We start from the raw sequence: 19,229 nt of genomic DNA on the forward strand, positions 1-19,229 counted from the left end.
ACCTTTAATTACAAAAAGAAACTTTATGAGAATAACACATTTATTTCCCATGCTTTTGATACTGCTCGTTTCATCTTGTAAGACCTCCGGTCCAGAGAAAGATGGTGAAGTAGCGGAAAAACCGAATTTTGTTTTTTTGTTCGCCGATGACCAGACTTTTGAAAGTATAAGGGCACTTGGTTTTGATGAGGTTCATACCCCGAATTTAGACCGATTGGTAAACGGTGGAACTACATTTACCCATGCCTACAATATGGGAGGGTGGAATGGAGCTATCTGTGTAGCATCACGTGCCATGATAATTTCCGGTTCCTATATTTGGAATGCCCAGGAGAAAAGTGAAAAATGGGCTAAAGGAGATACAATGGCCTTAAATCAAACATGGAGCAGATTGTTGGAGAAGCAGGGTTATGATACCTATATGACGGGAAAATGGCATGTGAGGGCTCCGGCCGATACTATTTTTAACGAGGCACAGCATATCCGTCCGGGAATGCCTAGGGACCATGCAAATAAATTGGGTGCTGGCATAAAAAAGTGGAAAGAAGAATCTAGTGATATGAAAGATTGGAACGATTACATGCCTGTCGGTTATGGTCGGCCAACCGGCCCGGATGATACAGAATGGTCGCCTACCGATACGTTGCAGGGTGGTTTTTGGGAAGGTGGAACCCATTGGAGTGAAGTAGTACGCAACGATGCGCTATCCTTTATAGAAACAGCCAAGCAAAAAGAGGATCCGTTCTTTATGTATTTGGCCTTTAACGCCACCCATGACCCGAGACAGGCTCCGCAAAGGTTTTTAGATATGTATCCTTTGGAAGACATCAAAGTTCCTGAAAACTTCCTTCCCGAGTACCCTTATAAAGATGATATGGGAAATCCTCCCGGTTTAAGGGATGAAGCTTTGGCACCTTTTCCGAGAACCGAATATGCCGTGAAGGTCCATCGTCAAGAGTATTATGCGCTTTTGAGTCATATGGATGAGCAAATAGGAAAAATACTCGACGCTTTGGAAGCGAGTGGCAAAATAGACAATACCTATATCTTTTTTGGTGCTGATCACGGACTTTCCGTAGGTCATCACGGACTGATAGGCAAACAAAGTATGTTCGACCATAGCGTACGTATACCTATGATGGTGGTCGGCCCGGGAATACCAAAGGGTAAACTTTTAGATCAAGATGTCTATTTACAGGATATTATGGCAACTACTTTAGAGTTGGCAGAAGTTGACAAACCCGATTATGTGCAGTTCAATAGCTTTATGGATATTATCAAAGGTGACCGAAAAGAAAGTCATTACGATGGTATATATGGAGCTTATATCAATGTGCAACGAATGATTCGTAAAGATGGGTTTAAGCTTTTGGTCTATCCGAAAATAGAGAAAGTGCTGTTGTTCGATATGGAAAATGATCCTAATGAAATGAACGATTTGGCCGCTAATCCTGAGTACGCTGAAAAGGTCGAAACCTTATTTGCCGATCTTTTGGAGCTGCAGAAAACAATGGACGATGAATTGTCTTTGCACGAGATTTATGAGAAAGTAAAAAACAAGTCTTAATCAATTTTTATGTATAGAATATTTTTGTTCTTTTTCGCCGTGTTTTTTATGGGCTGCAACGAAACTGTTAAGACTAAAGTGGTTAATGACAGCCAGCCCAATATCTTATTTATTCTTGTCGACGATTTGGGTAAGGAGTGGATAAGTGCTTATGGTGCGGAAGATATTGTTACCCCCAATATCGATAAACTTGCCAAATCGGGTATGCGGTTCAACAATGTATATTCAATGCCTCAATGTACACCTTCTAGGGTAACGCTATTGACTGGCCAGTATCCATTTAGGCATGGTTGGGTAAATCACTGGGATGTTCCGCGTTGGGGTGGTGGCGCCCATTTTGATGAAACAGTGAATCCTTCCTTGGTTCAAGAAATGAGAAGGGCCGGCTATAAAACTTGTATTACAGGCAAATGGCAGATCGATGATTTTCGTGTTGAACCCGATGCATTGACCAAGGCCGGTTTTGATGAATTTTGTATGTGGACAGGCTATGAGGCCGGGGTAGCAGCCAGTGCCGAGCGGTATTGGAATCCTTATATTTTTACAAAAGAGGGCAGTAAAACCTATGCGAATGCTTTTGGCCCCGATATTTTCCGTGATTTTATTATTCGGTTTATGAAGGAGAATAAAGAAGAACCCATGTTCATATATTATCCCATGGCTCTGACCCATACTCCTTTAGTGAATACACCAGATGAGTCGGCTAGCGATAATTTAGGCAAGCATAAGGCCATGGTGCGGTATACCGATAAAATTGTTGGCGAGTTGGTAGAGGCGCTAAAACAAAACCAGTTGTTAGATAATACCATGGTGGTTTTTACTACGGATAACGGTAGCACAAAATCAATTACCGGGGGCTATAATGGACGGAAGATCGCTGGTGCGAAAGCCAGCACTGTGGAAGCCGGAATTTGTGAGCCTTTTATCGTAAGTTGGCCTGCAAAGGTAAAAGCGAATCAAGTATCTGATGCACTTATAGACTTTACCGATATGCTTCCGACTTTTATTGATATTGCGGGGGCGGCATCGCCGAATAAATGGACACAGCACAATGCATCACAAATAATTGATGGGAAGTCTTTTAAAAATGTGCTGCTCGATAGTACCGACTCTGTCCGTGAGTGGATTTTGGGAATGGGTGGTGGCAACAATGCACGTCTTACGGAAAATGGTGTTGAGAACCAATACAATTTTAGAGATCGGGTACTGCGAAACAAGAAATATAAATTATACATCGGTTCCGATCGACAGCCCGAAAAATTCTTCGATTTAATAGTTGATCCCTATGAAGAACACAATATCATTGATAGCTTGAATACAAAAGCGCGCACAACCAATTTTGAACGTTTAAAGAAAGTCTTTGAGTCATTTCCCCTAAAAGATAATGATCCAAAGTATCAGGCAAACCCAGATCAAGAATGGGATGTTGAAATAACGGCTGAAAGTGAGCGTTGGAAAATATAATCGGGAGGCCGTTTTACTTTTAGATGGGATGGTGCTATTTGTTTCGATGTGATTTGTAAATCACATTTGATACCAATCCAAGAATAATTAAAATAATCCCTAAGAGACTCCATTTTGTATATACCTCGCCCAACCACATAAAACCAATAAGTCCGGTAAAAAGTACTTCGAGGTATTTGAATGGCGCTACGAGATTGTTGGCAGCTATTTGAAAGGCCTTGGTCATATAAAGTTGTCCGATAAAGCCAAAAATACCGAGACCTATGAAGAGGAGCCAATCGGTTCCAATTGGATTTTTCCAATACGGTATTGCGAGTAATCCGCCGAATACGGTCGCAGTAAACATAAAATAATTAATAATTACTACAGGGTGGTCACTGTTTCCTATTTTACTAATTGTAATGTAGACCAGACCGCTCAACAAAGCTGCTCCCAGAATAAGTAAAAGACCGATAGTACTGACATTGGTGTCTAACCCTTTTAGTACTAAGACGCCGGCAAAAGAGATTAGAAAAAATAACCATTGGGGGGCTCTTATTCTTTCTTTTAGCAAGAGGATGGCAAAAATAGCTGAAAATATAGGAGCTAGATAGCGCAACGAAACGGCAGTACCTGCCGAAAGGTATTTCAAAGACATAAAAAAAAGAGTCATTGAGCTGGTGCCGATTAATGCTCGAAGCACCAATAGTTTTCTTTTGTTACCGAGTATGGGGATTTGTAACCGGTGTAATATACCCATCGTCAATAAAAGCGAACCAAATCCGCGAAAAAATACAATTTCATAAACATTGTATTGTGCCAGCTGCTTTACCGAAATATTCATTAAGGTAAATGCCAAGGCGCTTACAATCATGTATTTCAGAACTTTTCTGATGATCATTGGCTGAGATTAAGGTAAGGTGTCCGAATAGTCTAGAAGGACAAAAAAAATCCAACCCAATTTTCATGGGTTGGATTATATTATTTTCCAAATATGAAAAAGTTATCGACGTTAGACCCTTGGCAAATCACCCTCGCCCTTAAGCGGTAATTCAGAGGCTCCCATTAAATATTTGTCTACATGATGGGCTGCTTGACGGCCTTCTGAAATGGCCCAAACAATTAATGATTGCCCTCTTCTTTGGTCACCTGCGGCAAATACACCCGGAACGTTTGTCATATAGTTTTCTATAGATGCCTTGATATTGGTTCTTGGATCCTTTTCAAGCCCCAATTGGTCAGCAATGGTCATTTCAGATCCCGTGAACCCTAAAGCTAAAAGGGCCAATTCACATTCCCATTCTTTTTCCGTACCATCGATTTCCTTCAGCATCATAGGTTTGCCGGGCTCTTTTATCCACTCTACTTCCGATGTAATCAACCCTTTTAAATTTCCATTTTCATCTCCAACAAATTCTTTTGTCGAAATACTGAAAAAGCGTTCGGCACCTTCCTTGTGTGAAGAGCTGGTTCGCAGGCGCATGGGCCAAAAGGGCCAAGGTTGGCCTTCTGGGCGCTCGGTGGTAGGTTTTCCTAAAATCTCGAAATTGGAAACAGATTTAGCACCATGCCGGAAGGATGTTCCTATACAATCTGATCCCGTATCTCCACCACCGATTACAATTACGTTTTTATCAGTGGCCTTGATTTCTTCTCCAAGGTCTTTTATACCGTCAACACGTCTGTTGTTCTGTGCAAGAAAATCCATGGCTTGAACTACACCTTTTAAGTCAGCTCCTTTAATAGGAAGATTCCTTCGTACGGTGGCACCACCACTCAAAACAACGGCGTCAAAGTCTGATGTAAGCTGCTCACCGGTGATATCTTTTCCAACATGAACACCACATTTGAATTTGATGCCTTCCTCTTCCAATACCGCCAATCTACGATCGATGATATGCTTTTCCATCTTGAAATCGGGGATACCATATCGTAGCAAGCCACCTGGTTTTTCATCTCGCTCAAAAACGGTTACCCAATGCCCCGCACGATTTAGCTGCTGTGCGGCCGCAAGACCGGCCGGACCGGAACCGACGACGGCTATCTTTTTTTCGGTTCTTTCAGCGGGAGGGTTTGGTGTAATCCATCCATTTTTAAAGGCCGTTTCAACAATATTCTTTTCAATGTTTTCAATGGTAACCGGGTCTTCGTTTATGCCCAAAACACAGGCTTCTTCACAAGGTGCAGGGCATAATCGCCCAGTGAACTCTGGAAAGTTGTTGGTCGCATGCAAAATTTTTGCGGCTTTATCCCATTTGCCCTTGTAAACGGCGTCATTAAAATCAGGAATTAAATTGCCAAGTGGGCAACCACTATGACAAAACGGGATGCCACAATCCATACAACGGGCCCCTTGGTCTTTTAACGCTGTTTCTTTCATCGGAAGGGTGAATTCCTTGTAATTTTTTACCCTTTCCTCTACTGGAGCGTATTCTTCTACTTTTCTATCGAATTCCAAAAATCCTGTAATCTTTCCCATTTCTCGATTTATATAGTTTCCATTTTTTCTTTTTCCAAACGAATCAGTGCCTGTTTGTATTCTTCAGGGAAGACCTTGATGAACTTGGGCAGGCATTCCTCCCAATTTTCGAGTATGCGCTGTGCCAACGGACTAAGGGTGGCATTGTAGTGATTCTCGATCAGTTGTCTTAATTCGACAATGTCATTATCTTCATCTACCGGTAACAGGTTCAGACTTTCGGTATTGCATTTCCTTGTGAACGTTTTTTGCTCATCGAATACATAGGCTATTCCACCGCTCATACCGGCCCCGAAATTACGTCCTACTTCTCCCAAAATAACAGCAATACCACCAGTCATATATTCGCAACCGTGATCACCGATACCTTCAACCACTGCTTTAGCACCTGAATTACGCACGCAGAAACGCTCACCGGCCTTTCCGTTAATATAGGCTTCACCCGAGGTTGCTCCGTATAGGGTTACGTTGCCAGTGATTACATTTTCTTCCGGTTTTAAGGTCGATTTGTAGGGTACCTTGATAACTAATTTTGCACCCGAAAGTCCTTTGCCAAGGTAGTCGTTGGTATTTCCGTTGACAATCATGGTAAGTCCTTTTGTGGCAAAAGCCCCAAAGCTTTGACCGGCAGAACCCGTAAAATTAAGTTTTAAGGTGTTTTCGGGCAACCCTTCGGCTCCATAAATCTTTGAAATCTCGTTGCTCATTATGGCACCTACGGCCCGATCTGTGTTTTTAATCGGGAAATCTAAAGCGATTTTTTCCTTTCTAAACAACGCAGGATGCGCTTTTTCGATGATGTCGAATTCAATGGATCCGTGTACATCGTGTTGTTGTTTTTGAGTGTTGTAAAACTTGGTTCCGGCCGGTACATCTACTTGGTATAAAATCGGAGTAAGGTCGATACCTGCTGCTTTATAATGCTCAATAGCTTTTTTGCGATCTAGTTTTTGTACTTGACCGACCATTTCATTGACTGTTCTAAAGCCTAACTGCGCCATAATGCTTCGAAGTTCTTGGGCGACGAAATACATATAGTTGACTACGTGTTCAGGCTTACCTTCGAATTTTTTGCGCAATTCTGGGTTCTGGGTGGCAATACCAACTGGGCACGTATTCAAATGGCATACGCGCATCATGATACAGCCTGATGCAACCAATGGGGCAGTTGCAAAACCAAACTCCTCTGCACCTAAAAGACAAGCTATCGCAACATCACGACCAGTTTTTAACTGACCATCACATTCCAATACGATTCTATTTCTAAGATCGTTCAGTACCAAAGTTTGCTGTGCCTCGGCAACCCCAAGTTCCCATGGTAAACCGGCATGTTTCAACGATGTGAGTGGCGATGCTCCCGTTCCTCCGTCAAAACCAGAGATAAGTACTACATCGGCTTTGGCTTTAGAAACACCCGCTGCAACGGTACCTACGCCAACCTCAGAAACCAATTTGACATTGATACGAGCTTCGCGATTGGCTGACTTTAAGTCAAAAATTAATTGTGACAAGTCTTCAATCGAATAAATGTCGTGATGGGGTGGAGGGGAAATCAAGCCAACGTAGGGTGTTGAGTTTCTAGTTTTGGCAATTGCAGGATTTACTTTAGGTCCTGGCAATTGACCCCCTTCTCCAGGTTTTGCACCCTGGGCCATCTTTATTTGAATTTCTTTGGCACTGGTGAGGTAATTCGAAGTTACACCGAACCTACCAGAGGCAACTTGTTTAATGGCGCTATTTCGCCAATCACCACTGGCATTTTTATAAAAACGATCAGCATCTTCACCGCCTTCACCCGAATTACTTTTACCGCCGATACGGTTCATGGCGATTGCTAGATTCTCGTGAGCTTCTTTGCTAATGGACCCATATGACATGGCGCCAGTTTTAAACCGCTTTACAATTTCTGTCCACGGTTCTACTTCTTCAAGAGGAATAGGGTCATAGTTTGAAAACTCGAAGAGGCCCCTAATGGTCATTAGGTTCTTAGATTGTTCGTTCACCATTTCCGAGAACTCCTTGTAGGTATCAGGTTCATTGCTACGAACTGCTTTTTGGAGCTTTGCGATACTCAGCGGGTTGAACATGTGTTTTTCGCCTTCTCTTCTCCAGCGATACTCGCCTCCTATTTCAAGGTCGAGGTTGGCAGCTATTTCTTTTTTGGAAAAAGCTTTGGCATGCCGCTTGGCAATTTCCTTTTCAATTTCATACAATCCGATACCCTCAATTCTGGTAGGGGTATTGGGGAAGTATTTTTCTACGGCCTTTGTGTTTATACCGATGCACTCGAACAACTGCGATCCGCGGTACGAATTCAAGGTAGAAATGCCAATTTTGTTCATCACCTTTAAAATACCCTTGCCAATTGCCTTGTTGTAATTCTTTACAGCTTCATCGAAAGTGTATTCGGTTATATCATGTTCTTCTATCTGCTCACCGATAATTTCATTAACCAGATAAGGGTTGATAGCACTTGCACCAAATCCGAATAATAAACAGAAATGGTGGACTTCACGTGGCTCTGCAGATTCGATAATGATACTAAGCTTCGATCTTTTGCCTAATCTTTGAAGTCCGCTGTTTACATAAGAACAAGCAAGAAGCGCTGGTATCGGTGCCATTTCCTTGCTGACGTTTCTATCTGACAATATAATGATATTGGTGCCTTCATCTATAGACCTCGATGCTTGGTCGAGTATACGGTCTAAGGCTTCCTCTAACCCGTTATTCCCTTTGTTTATTTCATAAAGAACGGGAATGGAGACTACTTTGTAGTCAGGACTTGCATCGTAATTTTTTATTTTATCGAGATCCTCTTTTGAGATAACCGGGTTCTGTATTTTTAGTTTTCGGCAATGTAGCTCGGTAGATTCAAAAATATTGGTGTCGCTACCCAGAGTCAGGCTGATATCGGTAATCATTTCTTCCCGAATACCGTCTAGTGGTGGGTTGGTTACCTGCGCAAAAAGTTGCTTGAAGTAATTGTAGATGAGCTGCGGGCGATCCGAAAGTACCGCAATCGGTGTATCCGACCCCATTGAGCCAATAGGTTCTTTGGCAGTTTTTCCCATGGGAAGGATAATTGTGTTGATATCTTCCAAGGTGTAGCCAAAAACAGATTTTCTTCGCTCAAGGGAAGCCTCTCCTAAAAATAAAGGACAATCATTATATGGAATGTCTTTGAGATGCACCAGATTATTATCAAGCCATTCTTTGTACGGGTGACGTTGTGCAATTTCTTCCTTGATCTCCTCGTCATTGATAATGCGCCCTTCTTCCATATTCACCAAGAACATTTTTCCTGGTTCGAGTCTTCCGTGCAGATCAATATTTTCTGGAGCTAAATCTAAAACGCCGGTCTCCGATGACATAACAACGTAGCCATCTTTGGTTACGGAATATCTTGAAGGTCGTAGACCGTTTCGGTCTAAAACTGCACCAATATAGTTGCCATCTGTAAATGGTATGGAGGCAGGTCCGTCCCAAGGTTCCATTAAACAGGAGTGGTATTCATAAAAGGCTTTTTTTGCCTCTGACATTTCGGGGTTTTTCTCCCAGGCCTCGGGTACAAGTATCATCATGACTTCGGGTAATGAGCGCCCGGTCATCAACAACAGCTCCACTACCATGTCCATTGTGGCAGAATCCGATTTTCCTGGTAGAATTATAGGGAGGATATTCTTTATTTCATCACCGAACCAATCGCTCTTTAAAAGCTCTTCCCGAGAACGCATGCGCGATACATTGCCCCGTAAGGTATTTATTTCTCCGTTATGGCACATGTATCTAAAGGGTTGTGCCAAATCCCATGTTGGAAATGTGTTGGTGGAAAAGCGTTGATGTACTAAGGCCAAACGTGTAACCACGCGGGGGTCCATCAAATCTTTATAGTAAAGGCTGATATCTTTTGGCATCAAAAGCCCCTTGAATATGATAATCTTTGTTGAAAGACTGGGGAAATAGAAATATTTGCTTTCAGAAAGTTTCGAGGCGATAACCGTATGCTCCGATACTTTTCTTGCGATGAACAGCTTTAGGTTGAATTGTGTACTATCTTGTTCGGCGTTCTCTTTTCCGACGAAAACCTGTCTTACGTAGGGTTCGGTCTCCATGGCGACTCTTCCAGGGATAGATTTGTTCACCGGTACATCTCGCCAACCTAAAAGTTGAAGCCCTTGTTTTTTGATATTCTCTTCCAACACCTCACAGCAGTAGTTGCGTTGGTTTTCTTTTTGTGGTAAAAAGACATTCGCAACGGCATATTCACCAGGTTCCGGTAATTTGAAATCACAAACGTCATTAAAAAAGGCATGCGGAATATCCACTAAAATTCCGGCGCCATCACCTGTTTTTCCATCTGAGCTTACAGCACCTCGATGCTCGAGCTTGTCTAATATTTCGAGTGCCTTGTGAATAATATCGTTAGACTTTTTTCCTTTAAGGCTACAGATGAACCCTGCACCACAATTATCATGTTCAAATTCCGGGAGATATAATCCTTGTTTTTCCAGCTTCATAAATTAGGGTATTTCCTCAAAAATAGCATTCTTTCTGAATTATTTACCTTGATTCGGGTTAAATGAAATAAAAAATTCAACGAATGGAATTCAATGTTAAATAATATTCAAAAATGGATTTTTGAGGGTGTTAATTTGTCATAATGACAAAAGTAAGGTAAATCAATGTTCTATAAAATGTTTTTAGGGGGTAGGAGGTTAAAAATAACATATTTCATAACTTTGCACCCCTTATTTTTTATAATTTCTTTTGTTTTTTATCCAAAATCGAGGTTATACCCCTATTTATCTTTGGGTTGTTTTGTCCGTTGGATCGAACTAACTGTGTCAATCCCTTAGAATACTTCTCGAAATTACGATTTTTTGAATTTCAGAAGTACCCTCGTATATCTGGGTTATTTTGGCGTCGCGCATCAACCGTTCAACATGGTAGTCTTTTACAAAACCGTTACCGCCATGAACCTGAACCGCTTCTATGGTTGTGTCCATGGCAACTTGAGAGGCGTAAAGTTTAGCCATGGCTCCTGAAAGGTCGTAATTGTTCCCATTATCTTTATCCCATGCGGCTTTGTAGACAAGATGACGTGCTGCTTCTATTTGGGTGTGCATATCTGCCAATTTAAAGGCTACGGCCTGGTGGTTGGCTATTTCGGTTCCGAACGCTTTTCTTTGCTTGGCGTATTTTTTTGCCAGTTCGTAGGCGCCAGCGGCAATACCCAAAGCTTGGGCAGCTATTCCGATACGGCCACCAGCAAGTGTCTTCATGGCAAACTTGAATCCGAAACCGTCATCACCGATCCTATTTTTCTTAGGTACTTTGACGTCGTTAAAGTTAAGGGAGTGTGTGTCGCTACCACGTATCCCCAACTTATTTTCTTTAGGGCCTACTTCAAAACCTTCCATGCCTTTTTCGATGATCAGGGCATTGATGCCCTTGTGTCCTTTCTCCCTGTCGGTTTGTGCAATGACCAGGTATACCGATGCTGTGGCGCCATTGGTAATCCAGTTTTTAGTGCCGTTCAATATATAGTGGTCGCCCATATCAATAGCCGTGGTCTTTTGAGAGGTCGCATCGCTACCTGCTTCAGGCTCCGATAGGCAAAAAGCTCCGATGATCTCCCCAGAGGCCAAGCGGGTCAAATATTTTTTTTTCTGTTCTTCGTTTCCGTAGGCTTCCAGTCCCCAACAGACCAAAGAGTTGTTTACCGAAACGATTACCGAGGCGGAAGCGTCGATTTTTGAGAGTTCCTCCATTGTAACGACGTACGATAGGGTGTCTAGACCACTACCTCCATAATCGGGGTGTACCATCATGCCTAGGAAACCCAATTCGCCCATTTTTTTGACTTGTTCGGTAGGGAATTTTTGTGCATCGTCTCTTTCTATTACACCGGGTAGTAGTTCGTTTTGGGCAAAATCCTTCGCCGCCTGTTGTATCATCAATTGCTCTTCTGATAAGGTGAAGTCCATAACTTGGTATATTTGCGTCTATACAAATATAAGGGTATGTCTGAAAAATTGACCGCCTTTTTGGGCATAGTTTTTACGATAATTTGACATGACCAATAGAAATGCTTTCAAACCGAATCTATATTTTTATATTTGCTCAGATTCAATCTTTCAGATCGATTTAAATTCAAAATTATGAGGCAACATTAACTGTAAAACGGGCGCATTGAATAAAGATGTTTAAGGCAAGTAGGCAATAATGGTGTTTTTACAATTTTAATAGCAATTATCAAATGAAAGAGTTACTGAGTGCCTATGAGAATAAACCGCCTGAAATCGTTTTTAATTGGAGAGATCCCGAAACGGAAGCAGAAGGTTGGACGGTCATAAATTCCTTGAGGGGAGGGGCCGCGGGCGGAGGTACACGAATGCGCGAAGGTTTAGATATGAATGAAGTGCTGTCGTTGGCAAAGACTATGGAGGTAAAATTTACGGTTTCAGGGCCGCCAATTGGCGGGGCTAAATCGGGCATTAATTTTAATCCTAGCGACCCGAGAAAAGAAGGGGTGCTTGAACGATGGTACCATGCGGTGTCTCCTTTGTTGAAAAGCTATTATGGTACGGGGGGCGATTTAAATGTCGATGAGATTCATGAAGTTATCCCTATAACCGAAGATGCTGGAGTGTGGCATCCTCAAGAAGGTGTTTTTAACGGGCATTTTAGGCCGACAGAGGCTGATAAAATAAATAGGATTGGTCAACTTCGACTAGGGGTGATAAAACCATTGGAACGACATAGGTACTCTCCCGACGTTTCGCGAAAATATACCGTCGCCGATATGATCACAGGTTTTGGAGTAGCGGAAGCCGTGAGACATTATTACGATATTTTCGGGGGAGATGTCTTTGGAAAAAGGGTGGTTGTGCAAGGTTTTGGTAACGTTGGCGGTGCGGCCTCATTTTATTTGTCCCAAATGGGCGCAAAAATCGTAGGTATATTGGATAGGGTCGGTGGAGTTATTAATGAAGATGGTTTTTCTTTTGAGGAGATACGTTCTTTTTTCTTGAATAAATCGGGAAACAATCTTATGGCCCCCGCAGATCAAATGATTCCCTTTGAAGAAATTAATGAACGGATATGGACACTGCCTGCGGAGATATTTGTACCATGTGCAGCTTCTCGATTAGTTACTAGAGAGCAGATCGGAAAAATGATAGATACCGAACTTGAAATGATTTCTTGCGGAGCCAATGTTCCTTTCGCCGATAAGGAAATTTTCTTTGGCCCCATAATGGAGTATACGGATCAGAGAACCAGCCTTATTCCCGATTTTATATCTAATTGTGGAATGGCAAGGGTTTTTTCCTACTTTATGGAGAAAAGGGTCGGCATGGATGAAGAGTTGATATTTAAAGATAATTCAGAGACTATTAGAAAGGCAATTTTGAATATCTTTAAACAAAATCAATCAAAAATAAATTTGAGTAAAACAGGATTTGAAATAGCGTTAAAACAATTAATTTAAATTAATAGAATTGAATATGGAGACCATAATCATTATTGTGTTTGTAGTAGGTTATTTGGCCATAACCATGGAGCATAACCTTAAAATTGATAAACTTATTCCGGCCTTGGCCATGATGGCCATTTTATGGGCTATCATCGCTTTGGCACATTTGCCGGTTTTTGAGGTGAATACCGATTTAAAAGAGTTGGAACCTTCACATATTGATGAAATGTTGCTCCATCATTTGGGTAAAACAGCAGAAATACTGGTCTTTTTATTGGGGGCCATGACCATTGTGGAAATCATCGATTATTTTGATGGTTTTGCAACGATCAAGGGCTATATAAAAACCAAAAGCAAGCGTAAATTGCTTTGGCTGTTTTCCATTTTGGCTTTTATACTTTCTGCCATCATCGATAACCTTACGGCAACTATCGTATTGGTTACGATACTCCAAAAAGTGATTATCGATAGAAATACGCGATTGTGGTTTGCGGGTATGGTTATTATTGCTGCAAATGCCGGCGGGGCATGGTCTCCGATAGGTGATGTAACGACAACCATGCTGTGGATCGGAAATAAAGTATCTGCCGCTCAATTGATAGAGCATGTCTTGGTACCTTCAATTGTTTGCATGGTGGTTCCTGTATTGTTTGCTAGCAGGTACAAGGCCTTTAAGGGTAATATCGAAGCTTCGGTAGAAGACATAAACGATGGTCCCAAATCAAAATTCGGTTCGACGATGTTGTACTTGGGCTTGGGAGCGATTGTATTTGTTCCATTTTTTAAAACAATAACACATTTGCCTCCTTATGTTGGTATGATGCTGTCGTTGGCCGTAGTAGCCACTTTTGCTGAAATTTATAGCAGTTCTAAGTTTACCATTTCAGACCCTGTAGACGTAGCTGGAGAGAGTGATTCGGTTGGTCACCATAGTCCGGTACATCACTCCCTGTCAAAAATCGAGATGCCGAGTATATTGTTTTTCCTAGGTATTTTGCTGGCCGTAGCGGCCTTGGAGTCATTGGGTATGCTCTTTCATTTTGCCGAGAGTTTAGATAAAACGATGCCGATGTTGGGTACCGAATCCATAGGGGAACATGTTTCCGATTTGGTAGTCTTATTTTTGGGCGTTGGTTCGGCCGTTATTGATAACGTACCCTTGGTGGCAGCAAGTATGGGAATGTTCTCGGTGCCTATCGATGACCCTGTTTGGCATTTTATAGCGTATTCCGCTGGTACGGGAGGTAGTATGTTGATTATTGGCTCTGCGGCGGGTGTTGTTGCTATGGGTATGGAGAAAATCGATTTCTTCTGGTATTTGAAGAAAATAGCCTGGTTGGCGTTCGTAGGATTTATTTCAGGAGCGGTAACTTTTATTTTAATTCGAAATTTAATTCTCAACGCATAATTTAATCGACAAAATGCCGTTATAATGGCAAATTAATAACCCAGAATACTATGCTATTGATTCAAGACCCTGCTGTGGGGGAAGTTGTATCGGAAGAAAAGACCCTTTCGGTAATTGATCTTATTATTAATGGGGGTACAGGAAGTGTTCTTATTATCTCTGTACTTTTTATAATGTTATTCGTTGCCCTCTATATATACTTTGAGCGCATTTTTGCCATCAAGGCGGCTTCAAAGATTGATAGTAATTTTATGAATCAGATTCGCGATCATGTGACCAATGGCAAATTAGAGGCCGCAAAACTTCTTTGTGCCCAAACAGATTCCCCTGTGGCAAGATTGACTGAAAAAGGGGTTTCTCGAATAGGAAAGCCTTTAGACGATATTAATACGGCAATCGAAAACGCAGGAACGCTAGAGGTGTATAAATTGGAAAAAAATGTCAGTGTCTTGGCTACGGTGGCGGGTGCCGCACCAATGATTGGTTTTTTAGGAACCGTTATTGGTATGATTTTGGCATTCCATGAGATGGCCAGCAGTGGAGGTCAAGCCGAAATGGGGTCTTTGGCCTCGGGAATTTATACAGCGATGACAACTACCGTTGCAGGGCTTATAGTCGGTATTATTGCGTACATAGGATACAATCACTTGGTGAACAGAACCGATAAAGTGGTACATAAAATGGAGGCGAATGCTGTAGAGTTTCTTGATTTGTTGAACGAACCGTTATAGGTATATGAAACTGAAAGGAAGAAATAAGGTAAGTCCAGACTTTAGCATGTCTTCAATGACAGATATTGTATTTCTGCTCTTGATTTTCTTTATGCTTACAGCCAACTCTCCCAATGCATTGGACCTTTTGTTGCCAAAGGCTAAGGGGAAATCGACTAATACTCAAAATGTTTCTGTAAGTATCGACAAGAATTTACAGTATTTTGTGAATAATGAAAGAATTAACGGTGAATATATTGAAATTGAATTAAAGAAGGCACTAGAGGGGCAAGAAAAGCCTACCATTATTTTAAGAACCGAAGAAAGTGTAGCCATTAAAGAGGCGGTTCACGTTATGGATATTGCCAATAGAAACAATTATAAGGTTATCTTGGCAGTGCGCCCCAATTGAAACTGGTGCGTTTGAGAATCATAAAGACACGTAGGGTGTAATTCTTCCAAGAAATAACAACCGTTGCTAAGTTGTCGAGATTTAGTAGTTGTTTGATTTGATCAACGATATTATTCAACGATATTTTAAATTCAATTGAGGTAATGTCATTCTTAGATACGAGACACAAGAAAAAATCCTTTACACTTACCACGGCGCTGTTAAGTGCCTTGCTGCTTTTGCTTTTTTATATAGGTTTGACCTATATGGACCCACCGGATGAGAACGGAATTTCTGTGAATTTTGGCACAATGGATTTTGGCAGCGGTAACAAACAACCTAAAGAAAAAATACGATCAGAACCCTTGGAGACGCCCCCCGTCGAACCCAGTAAACAAGAAGAGGTCGTAGAGGAAGTTGAGGAAATGGCCGAAGATGTTCCAGAAGAAACTGTAGCGGAAGAAGCGCCTGCTGAAAAGATACTGACACAAGAGAACGAAGAATCTATCAAAATTAAAAAAGCTGAAGAGGCGAAGCGAAAGGCTGAAGCAGCGGAGAAAGCAGCTAAGAAAAGGGCCGAAGACGCCGAGAAAAAAGCAAAGGCTGAGGCAGCTAAAATAGCACAACAGAAAAAGGATGCCGCGGAGAAGGCCCGTAAAGAACAAGAAGCCAAAAAGAAAAAATTGGATGCGTTGATGGGAGGTCTGAATAAATCTGATGGTACGGCCACAGGTTCAGAGGGTGACGACAATAGAACGGGGGACAAGGGCCAACCTGACGGTGACCCCTATGCTACCAGTTATTACGGTAGCCCTGGATCTGGTAGTGGAACTGGTGGTTACGGTCTTAATGGTAGATCCCTGGTTAGTAAAGGCCAAGTAAAGCAAGATTGTAACCAAGAGGGTAGGGTAGTCGTAAAGATTGTGGTCGATAGAAATGGTAACGTAATTAGTGCTACTCCTGGAGTAAAGGGTACGACCAATAACGATCCGTGTCTATTAGATCCCGCCAAAAAAACGGCTTTTAAGCACAAATGGAATTTAGATTCCAATGCGCCAAGTCAACAAGTCGGGTTTGTAGTTGTCAATTTTAAATTGGGAGAGTGACCTACAAACAAACCGTAGATTGGATGTTCGCTCAACTTCCGATGTACCAGCGAAGTGGAAAGATGGCCTTTACAGGAAAGCTGGATAACATCTTGGCATTTTCGGCCCATTTAAATCATCCTGAGAAAAAATTCAAGAGTATACATGTTGCCGGAACCAATGGAAAAGGTTCTAGCAGTCATATGCTTGCCTCCATACTACAAGAGGCCGGTTATAGGGTCGGACTCTACACCTCCCCTCATTTAAAGGATTTTAGGGAACGTATAAGAATCAATGGCAAACAAGTTTCTAAAAAATTTGTAGTTGATTTTGTCGAAATCAACCGTTCCTTCTTTGAAACATTCAATTTATCGTTTTTTGAAATGAGCGTAGGCATGGCATTTGCTTATTTTGCCGAAGAGCATGTAGATGTGGCCATTATAGAAGTAGGTTTGGGCGGTAGATTGGATTCTACCAATATTATTACCCCCGAGGTTTCTTTGATTACGAATATCGGAATGGATCATGTTGATATGTTGGGAGATACCTTGGTTAAAATAGCTGTTGAAAAAGCAGGTATTATAAAAGAAGGTGTTCCAGTGGTAATTAGCGAATCTCAACCCGAAATTACCGATACCTTTAAAATGATAGCCCAACAACGGAATAGCAGCATTGTTTTCGCTGATAAGTTTGTACAAGATGTTTATAAAACCGCCCTTCTGGGGAGCTATCAAGCAAAGAATGTAAAAGGAGTTGTGGCTACTATTCGGGAATTAAAGGGCTTTAAAATTTCTGAAAAAAATATTAAAGAGGGACTTTCAAAGGTGACTGCAAACACTGGATTAATGGGACGGTGGCAAGTACTGAAGAAGTCGCCTACTGTGGTTTGTGATACGGCACACAATAGTGAAGGACTTTCTATGGTGTTAGAGCAGGTGACCCGCCAGAAATTCGATACCCTCCACATTGTGCTTGGTTTTGTCAAGGAGAAAGACTTGAACAGTATACTGCCTTTATTTCCTCAAAAGGCAATCTATTATTTCTGCTCACCAAATGTCTCTAGAGGTTTGGATGTCGAGACGCTAAAGAATAAAGGCGCCGATTTCGGATTGAAGGGAGAAAGCTATCCTTCGGTGAAAGTAGCATACTCCGAGGCACTTCGAAATACTTCAAAAACTGATTTTATATTTATTGGAGGTAGCACTTTTACCGTTGCCGAGGTTGTTTGACTTCGCTGATCGATATTTCGGTTTTTACAAAGCTAGATTTCGGGGCTTCGCAAACCGGGCATTCATAGGTTGCCGGAAGCGCGTCGAAAAGTGTACCAATTGAGATGTTGGCCTTGGCATCTCCATATGTCGCATCGTAAACCGTAAAACAAGCTTCACATTGATGTATTTCACGCGTGGTTGCAACTACTTTTTTCTTGGTCGGTTCTATTTTCTTTTCAGTTTTGCCCAGCTGTTCGAAGTAATATTTGCTTAGCTCCATTAGTAACCCGGGCAACTCTATTTTATCGACATCTTGAGCATAGGCCTTGTATATTTGCGTATTGGGGTCGAAATTTTTAAAATGAAGTACGTTATAGGTCGGTCGCACGTCAAAATCTTTGACAATAGTAGGCAGTGTATTTTTTTCGATAATTACTGACGAAAAATGCGTTCTTTTTCCAGACTCATTGCTAATACCAAATGTGAGTCCGTAGGTGCTAATATCATTTTGATCAAAACTACGGACCAAGAAGTTTTTTAGCTCCATTGCTTCATTGTCATCAACTGGTAAATGCCAGTTCATTTCTAATTGTGAATGACGTATATTAATTCCTTTTTGACCTAGAAAACGTTCAAGTTCTGGGCGCGAACCACTTTTGATGCCTTTTATTACAAATGATTTCCAAGGCGTGATGCATATTTTTCCGATACTATTGTCTAAGCAAAATCCACATAGTTCCTTTAAAAAATCGAGGTCGTATCGATTATTTCGCCAGTAGAGGCCCAGCCAGTATTGGTCGAGGCCCATACGGTTCATGCCTTCGTAGTATGGAAATTTCAAATAAGGAATTTCCAATTCCTTTTCTATTGTTCTGTTGTTTGTGTCTAGTTTTTTGTTGAGAATAAAAAATAGTTCTTCCACGTTGGCTACATCTTCATAAATGTCTTCAATGGCCTTGGCCAGAATAGTGATGTCCCAGCTGTAGACGAGTACAGGGTAGAAGGCCGATTCTTTCCAATCAGGCAGTTTGATGTTCAAGTACCAGTAATCTTCATTTTCAGAAGCGATAAAATTGAGATTGCCATTAAATACGGGGACGAGTCGCTGTTTTGGGTCAGTAATATTTATTTTTAATTTTGGAAGAAAGTCAAAACCTTCCAGTATATAGAGATAGGTAGAGCCTTTGAGCCAGTGCGTCATGTCAAAGATATCGGCTGACACGTAAGAGGAAACAATATTTTGGTAGCTGCGCTCAGAAACAATATCGGTATTGAACTTTGATATTTTCTCTAACTGTTCTTCAGCAGCGTTCTGTAGGGGAAATAATAAATCTTGTCTTGATCCGAAGAATACTTCTTTCAGTCCGCCTGCTTCCAACATGGCAATGATATCTTTCAGCTCTCCGGGGGAGGTTACCCCTCCTTTGATCAATATGCGGTGTAAATCATCATTCATAG

At 41.6% G+C, this 19,229-nt stretch carries 13 protein-coding genes; 8 read left to right on the plus strand and 5 right to left on the minus strand.

Going from position 1 to position 19,229, the window contains the following annotated elements:
* Positions 1 to 25 precede the first annotated feature (25 nt).
* Entirely contained in the window at positions 26 to 1,567 is a 1,542-nt protein-coding gene (locus tag AACZ88_RS14270) for a sulfatase-like hydrolase/transferase (RefSeq protein ID WP_339711560.1), read from the plus strand.
* A gap of 9 nt (positions 1,568 to 1,576) precedes the next feature.
* Positions 1,577 to 3,031: a sulfatase-like hydrolase/transferase gene (locus tag AACZ88_RS14275; RefSeq protein WP_339711561.1), complete on the plus strand. Its 1,455-nt coding sequence runs from the start codon at positions 1,577 to 1,579 to the stop codon at positions 3,029 to 3,031.
* Positions 3,032 to 3,065: 34 nt separating this feature from the next.
* On the opposite strand, the gene AACZ88_RS14280 is transcribed toward AACZ88_RS14275, so the two are convergent.
* From AACZ88_RS14280 to AACZ88_RS14295, 4 genes are all read right to left on the minus strand, one after another.
* Positions 3,066 to 3,911, minus strand: coding sequence for a DMT family transporter (locus AACZ88_RS14280; protein ID WP_339711563.1), 846 nt, complete (start codon positions 3,909 to 3,911; stop codon positions 3,066 to 3,068).
* Between the two features lie 111 nt (positions 3,912 to 4,022).
* Positions 4,023 to 5,489 carry a glutamate synthase subunit beta gene (locus AACZ88_RS14285; RefSeq protein WP_339711564.1) on the minus strand — a complete coding sequence of 489 codons (1,467 nt, stop codon included), beginning with the start codon at positions 5,487 to 5,489 and terminating at the stop codon, positions 4,023 to 4,025.
* An 8-nt stretch (positions 5,490 to 5,497) separates the two neighbouring features.
* Positions 5,498 to 10,006 carry a glutamate synthase large subunit gene (gltB, locus tag AACZ88_RS14290; protein ID WP_339711566.1) on the minus strand — a complete coding sequence of 1,503 codons (4,509 nt, stop codon included), beginning with the start codon at positions 10,004 to 10,006 and terminating at the stop codon, positions 5,498 to 5,500.
* Between the two features lie 327 nt (positions 10,007 to 10,333).
* Positions 10,334 to 11,476: an acyl-CoA dehydrogenase gene (locus AACZ88_RS14295; protein ID WP_339711567.1), complete on the minus strand. Its 1,143-nt coding sequence runs from the start codon at positions 11,474 to 11,476 to the stop codon at positions 10,334 to 10,336.
* Between the two features lie 272 nt (positions 11,477 to 11,748).
* Here AACZ88_RS14295 and AACZ88_RS14300 point away from each other — a divergent pair, with 272 nt between their 5' ends.
* The 6 genes from AACZ88_RS14300 (at position 11,749) to AACZ88_RS14325 (ending at position 17,789) form a co-directional block, all read left to right on the plus strand.
* Positions 11,749 to 12,981 carry a Glu/Leu/Phe/Val dehydrogenase dimerization domain-containing protein gene (locus AACZ88_RS14300; protein ID WP_339711568.1) on the plus strand — a complete coding sequence of 411 codons (1,233 nt, stop codon included), beginning with the start codon at positions 11,749 to 11,751 and terminating at the stop codon, positions 12,979 to 12,981.
* Positions 12,982 to 12,997: 16 nt separating this feature from the next.
* Positions 12,998 to 14,374 carry a sodium:proton antiporter NhaD gene (gene nhaD / locus AACZ88_RS14305; RefSeq protein ID WP_339711570.1) on the plus strand — a complete coding sequence of 459 codons (1,377 nt, stop codon included), beginning with the start codon at positions 12,998 to 13,000 and terminating at the stop codon, positions 14,372 to 14,374.
* A gap of 50 nt (positions 14,375 to 14,424) precedes the next feature.
* The gene (locus AACZ88_RS14310) at positions 14,425 to 15,105 is read left to right on the plus strand and encodes a MotA/TolQ/ExbB proton channel family protein (protein WP_339711571.1); all 681 of its coding nucleotides are present in this window, start codon (positions 14,425 to 14,427) and stop codon (positions 15,103 to 15,105) included.
* A gap of 4 nt (positions 15,106 to 15,109) precedes the next feature.
* Positions 15,110 to 15,496, plus strand: coding sequence for a biopolymer transporter ExbD (locus tag AACZ88_RS14315; protein ID WP_339711573.1), 387 nt, complete (start codon positions 15,110 to 15,112; stop codon positions 15,494 to 15,496).
* 143 nt (positions 15,497 to 15,639) lie between these two features.
* A complete protein-coding gene (locus AACZ88_RS14320) occupies positions 15,640 to 16,581 on the plus strand; it encodes an energy transducer TonB (protein WP_339711574.1) in 942 nt (313 codons plus the stop codon).
* A complete protein-coding gene (locus AACZ88_RS14325; protein ID WP_339711576.1) occupies positions 16,578 to 17,789 on the plus strand; it encodes a folylpolyglutamate synthase/dihydrofolate synthase family protein in 1,212 nt (403 codons plus the stop codon). Before AACZ88_RS14320 ends, AACZ88_RS14325 begins: the two co-directional genes overlap by 4 nt.
* Here the strand turns inward: AACZ88_RS14325 and AACZ88_RS14330 are convergent.
* Complete coding sequence (locus tag AACZ88_RS14330; RefSeq protein WP_339711577.1) at positions 17,767 to 19,227, minus strand: rubredoxin; 1,461 nt, start codon at positions 19,225 to 19,227, stop codon at positions 17,767 to 17,769. The two genes, AACZ88_RS14325 and AACZ88_RS14330, sit on opposite strands and share 23 nt — an antisense overlap.
* Between the last annotated feature and the right edge of the window lie 2 nt (positions 19,228 to 19,229).

The organism is uncultured Kriegella sp., from assembly GCF_963975415.1.
Classification (GTDB): domain Bacteria; phylum Bacteroidota; class Bacteroidia; order Flavobacteriales; family Flavobacteriaceae; genus Kriegella.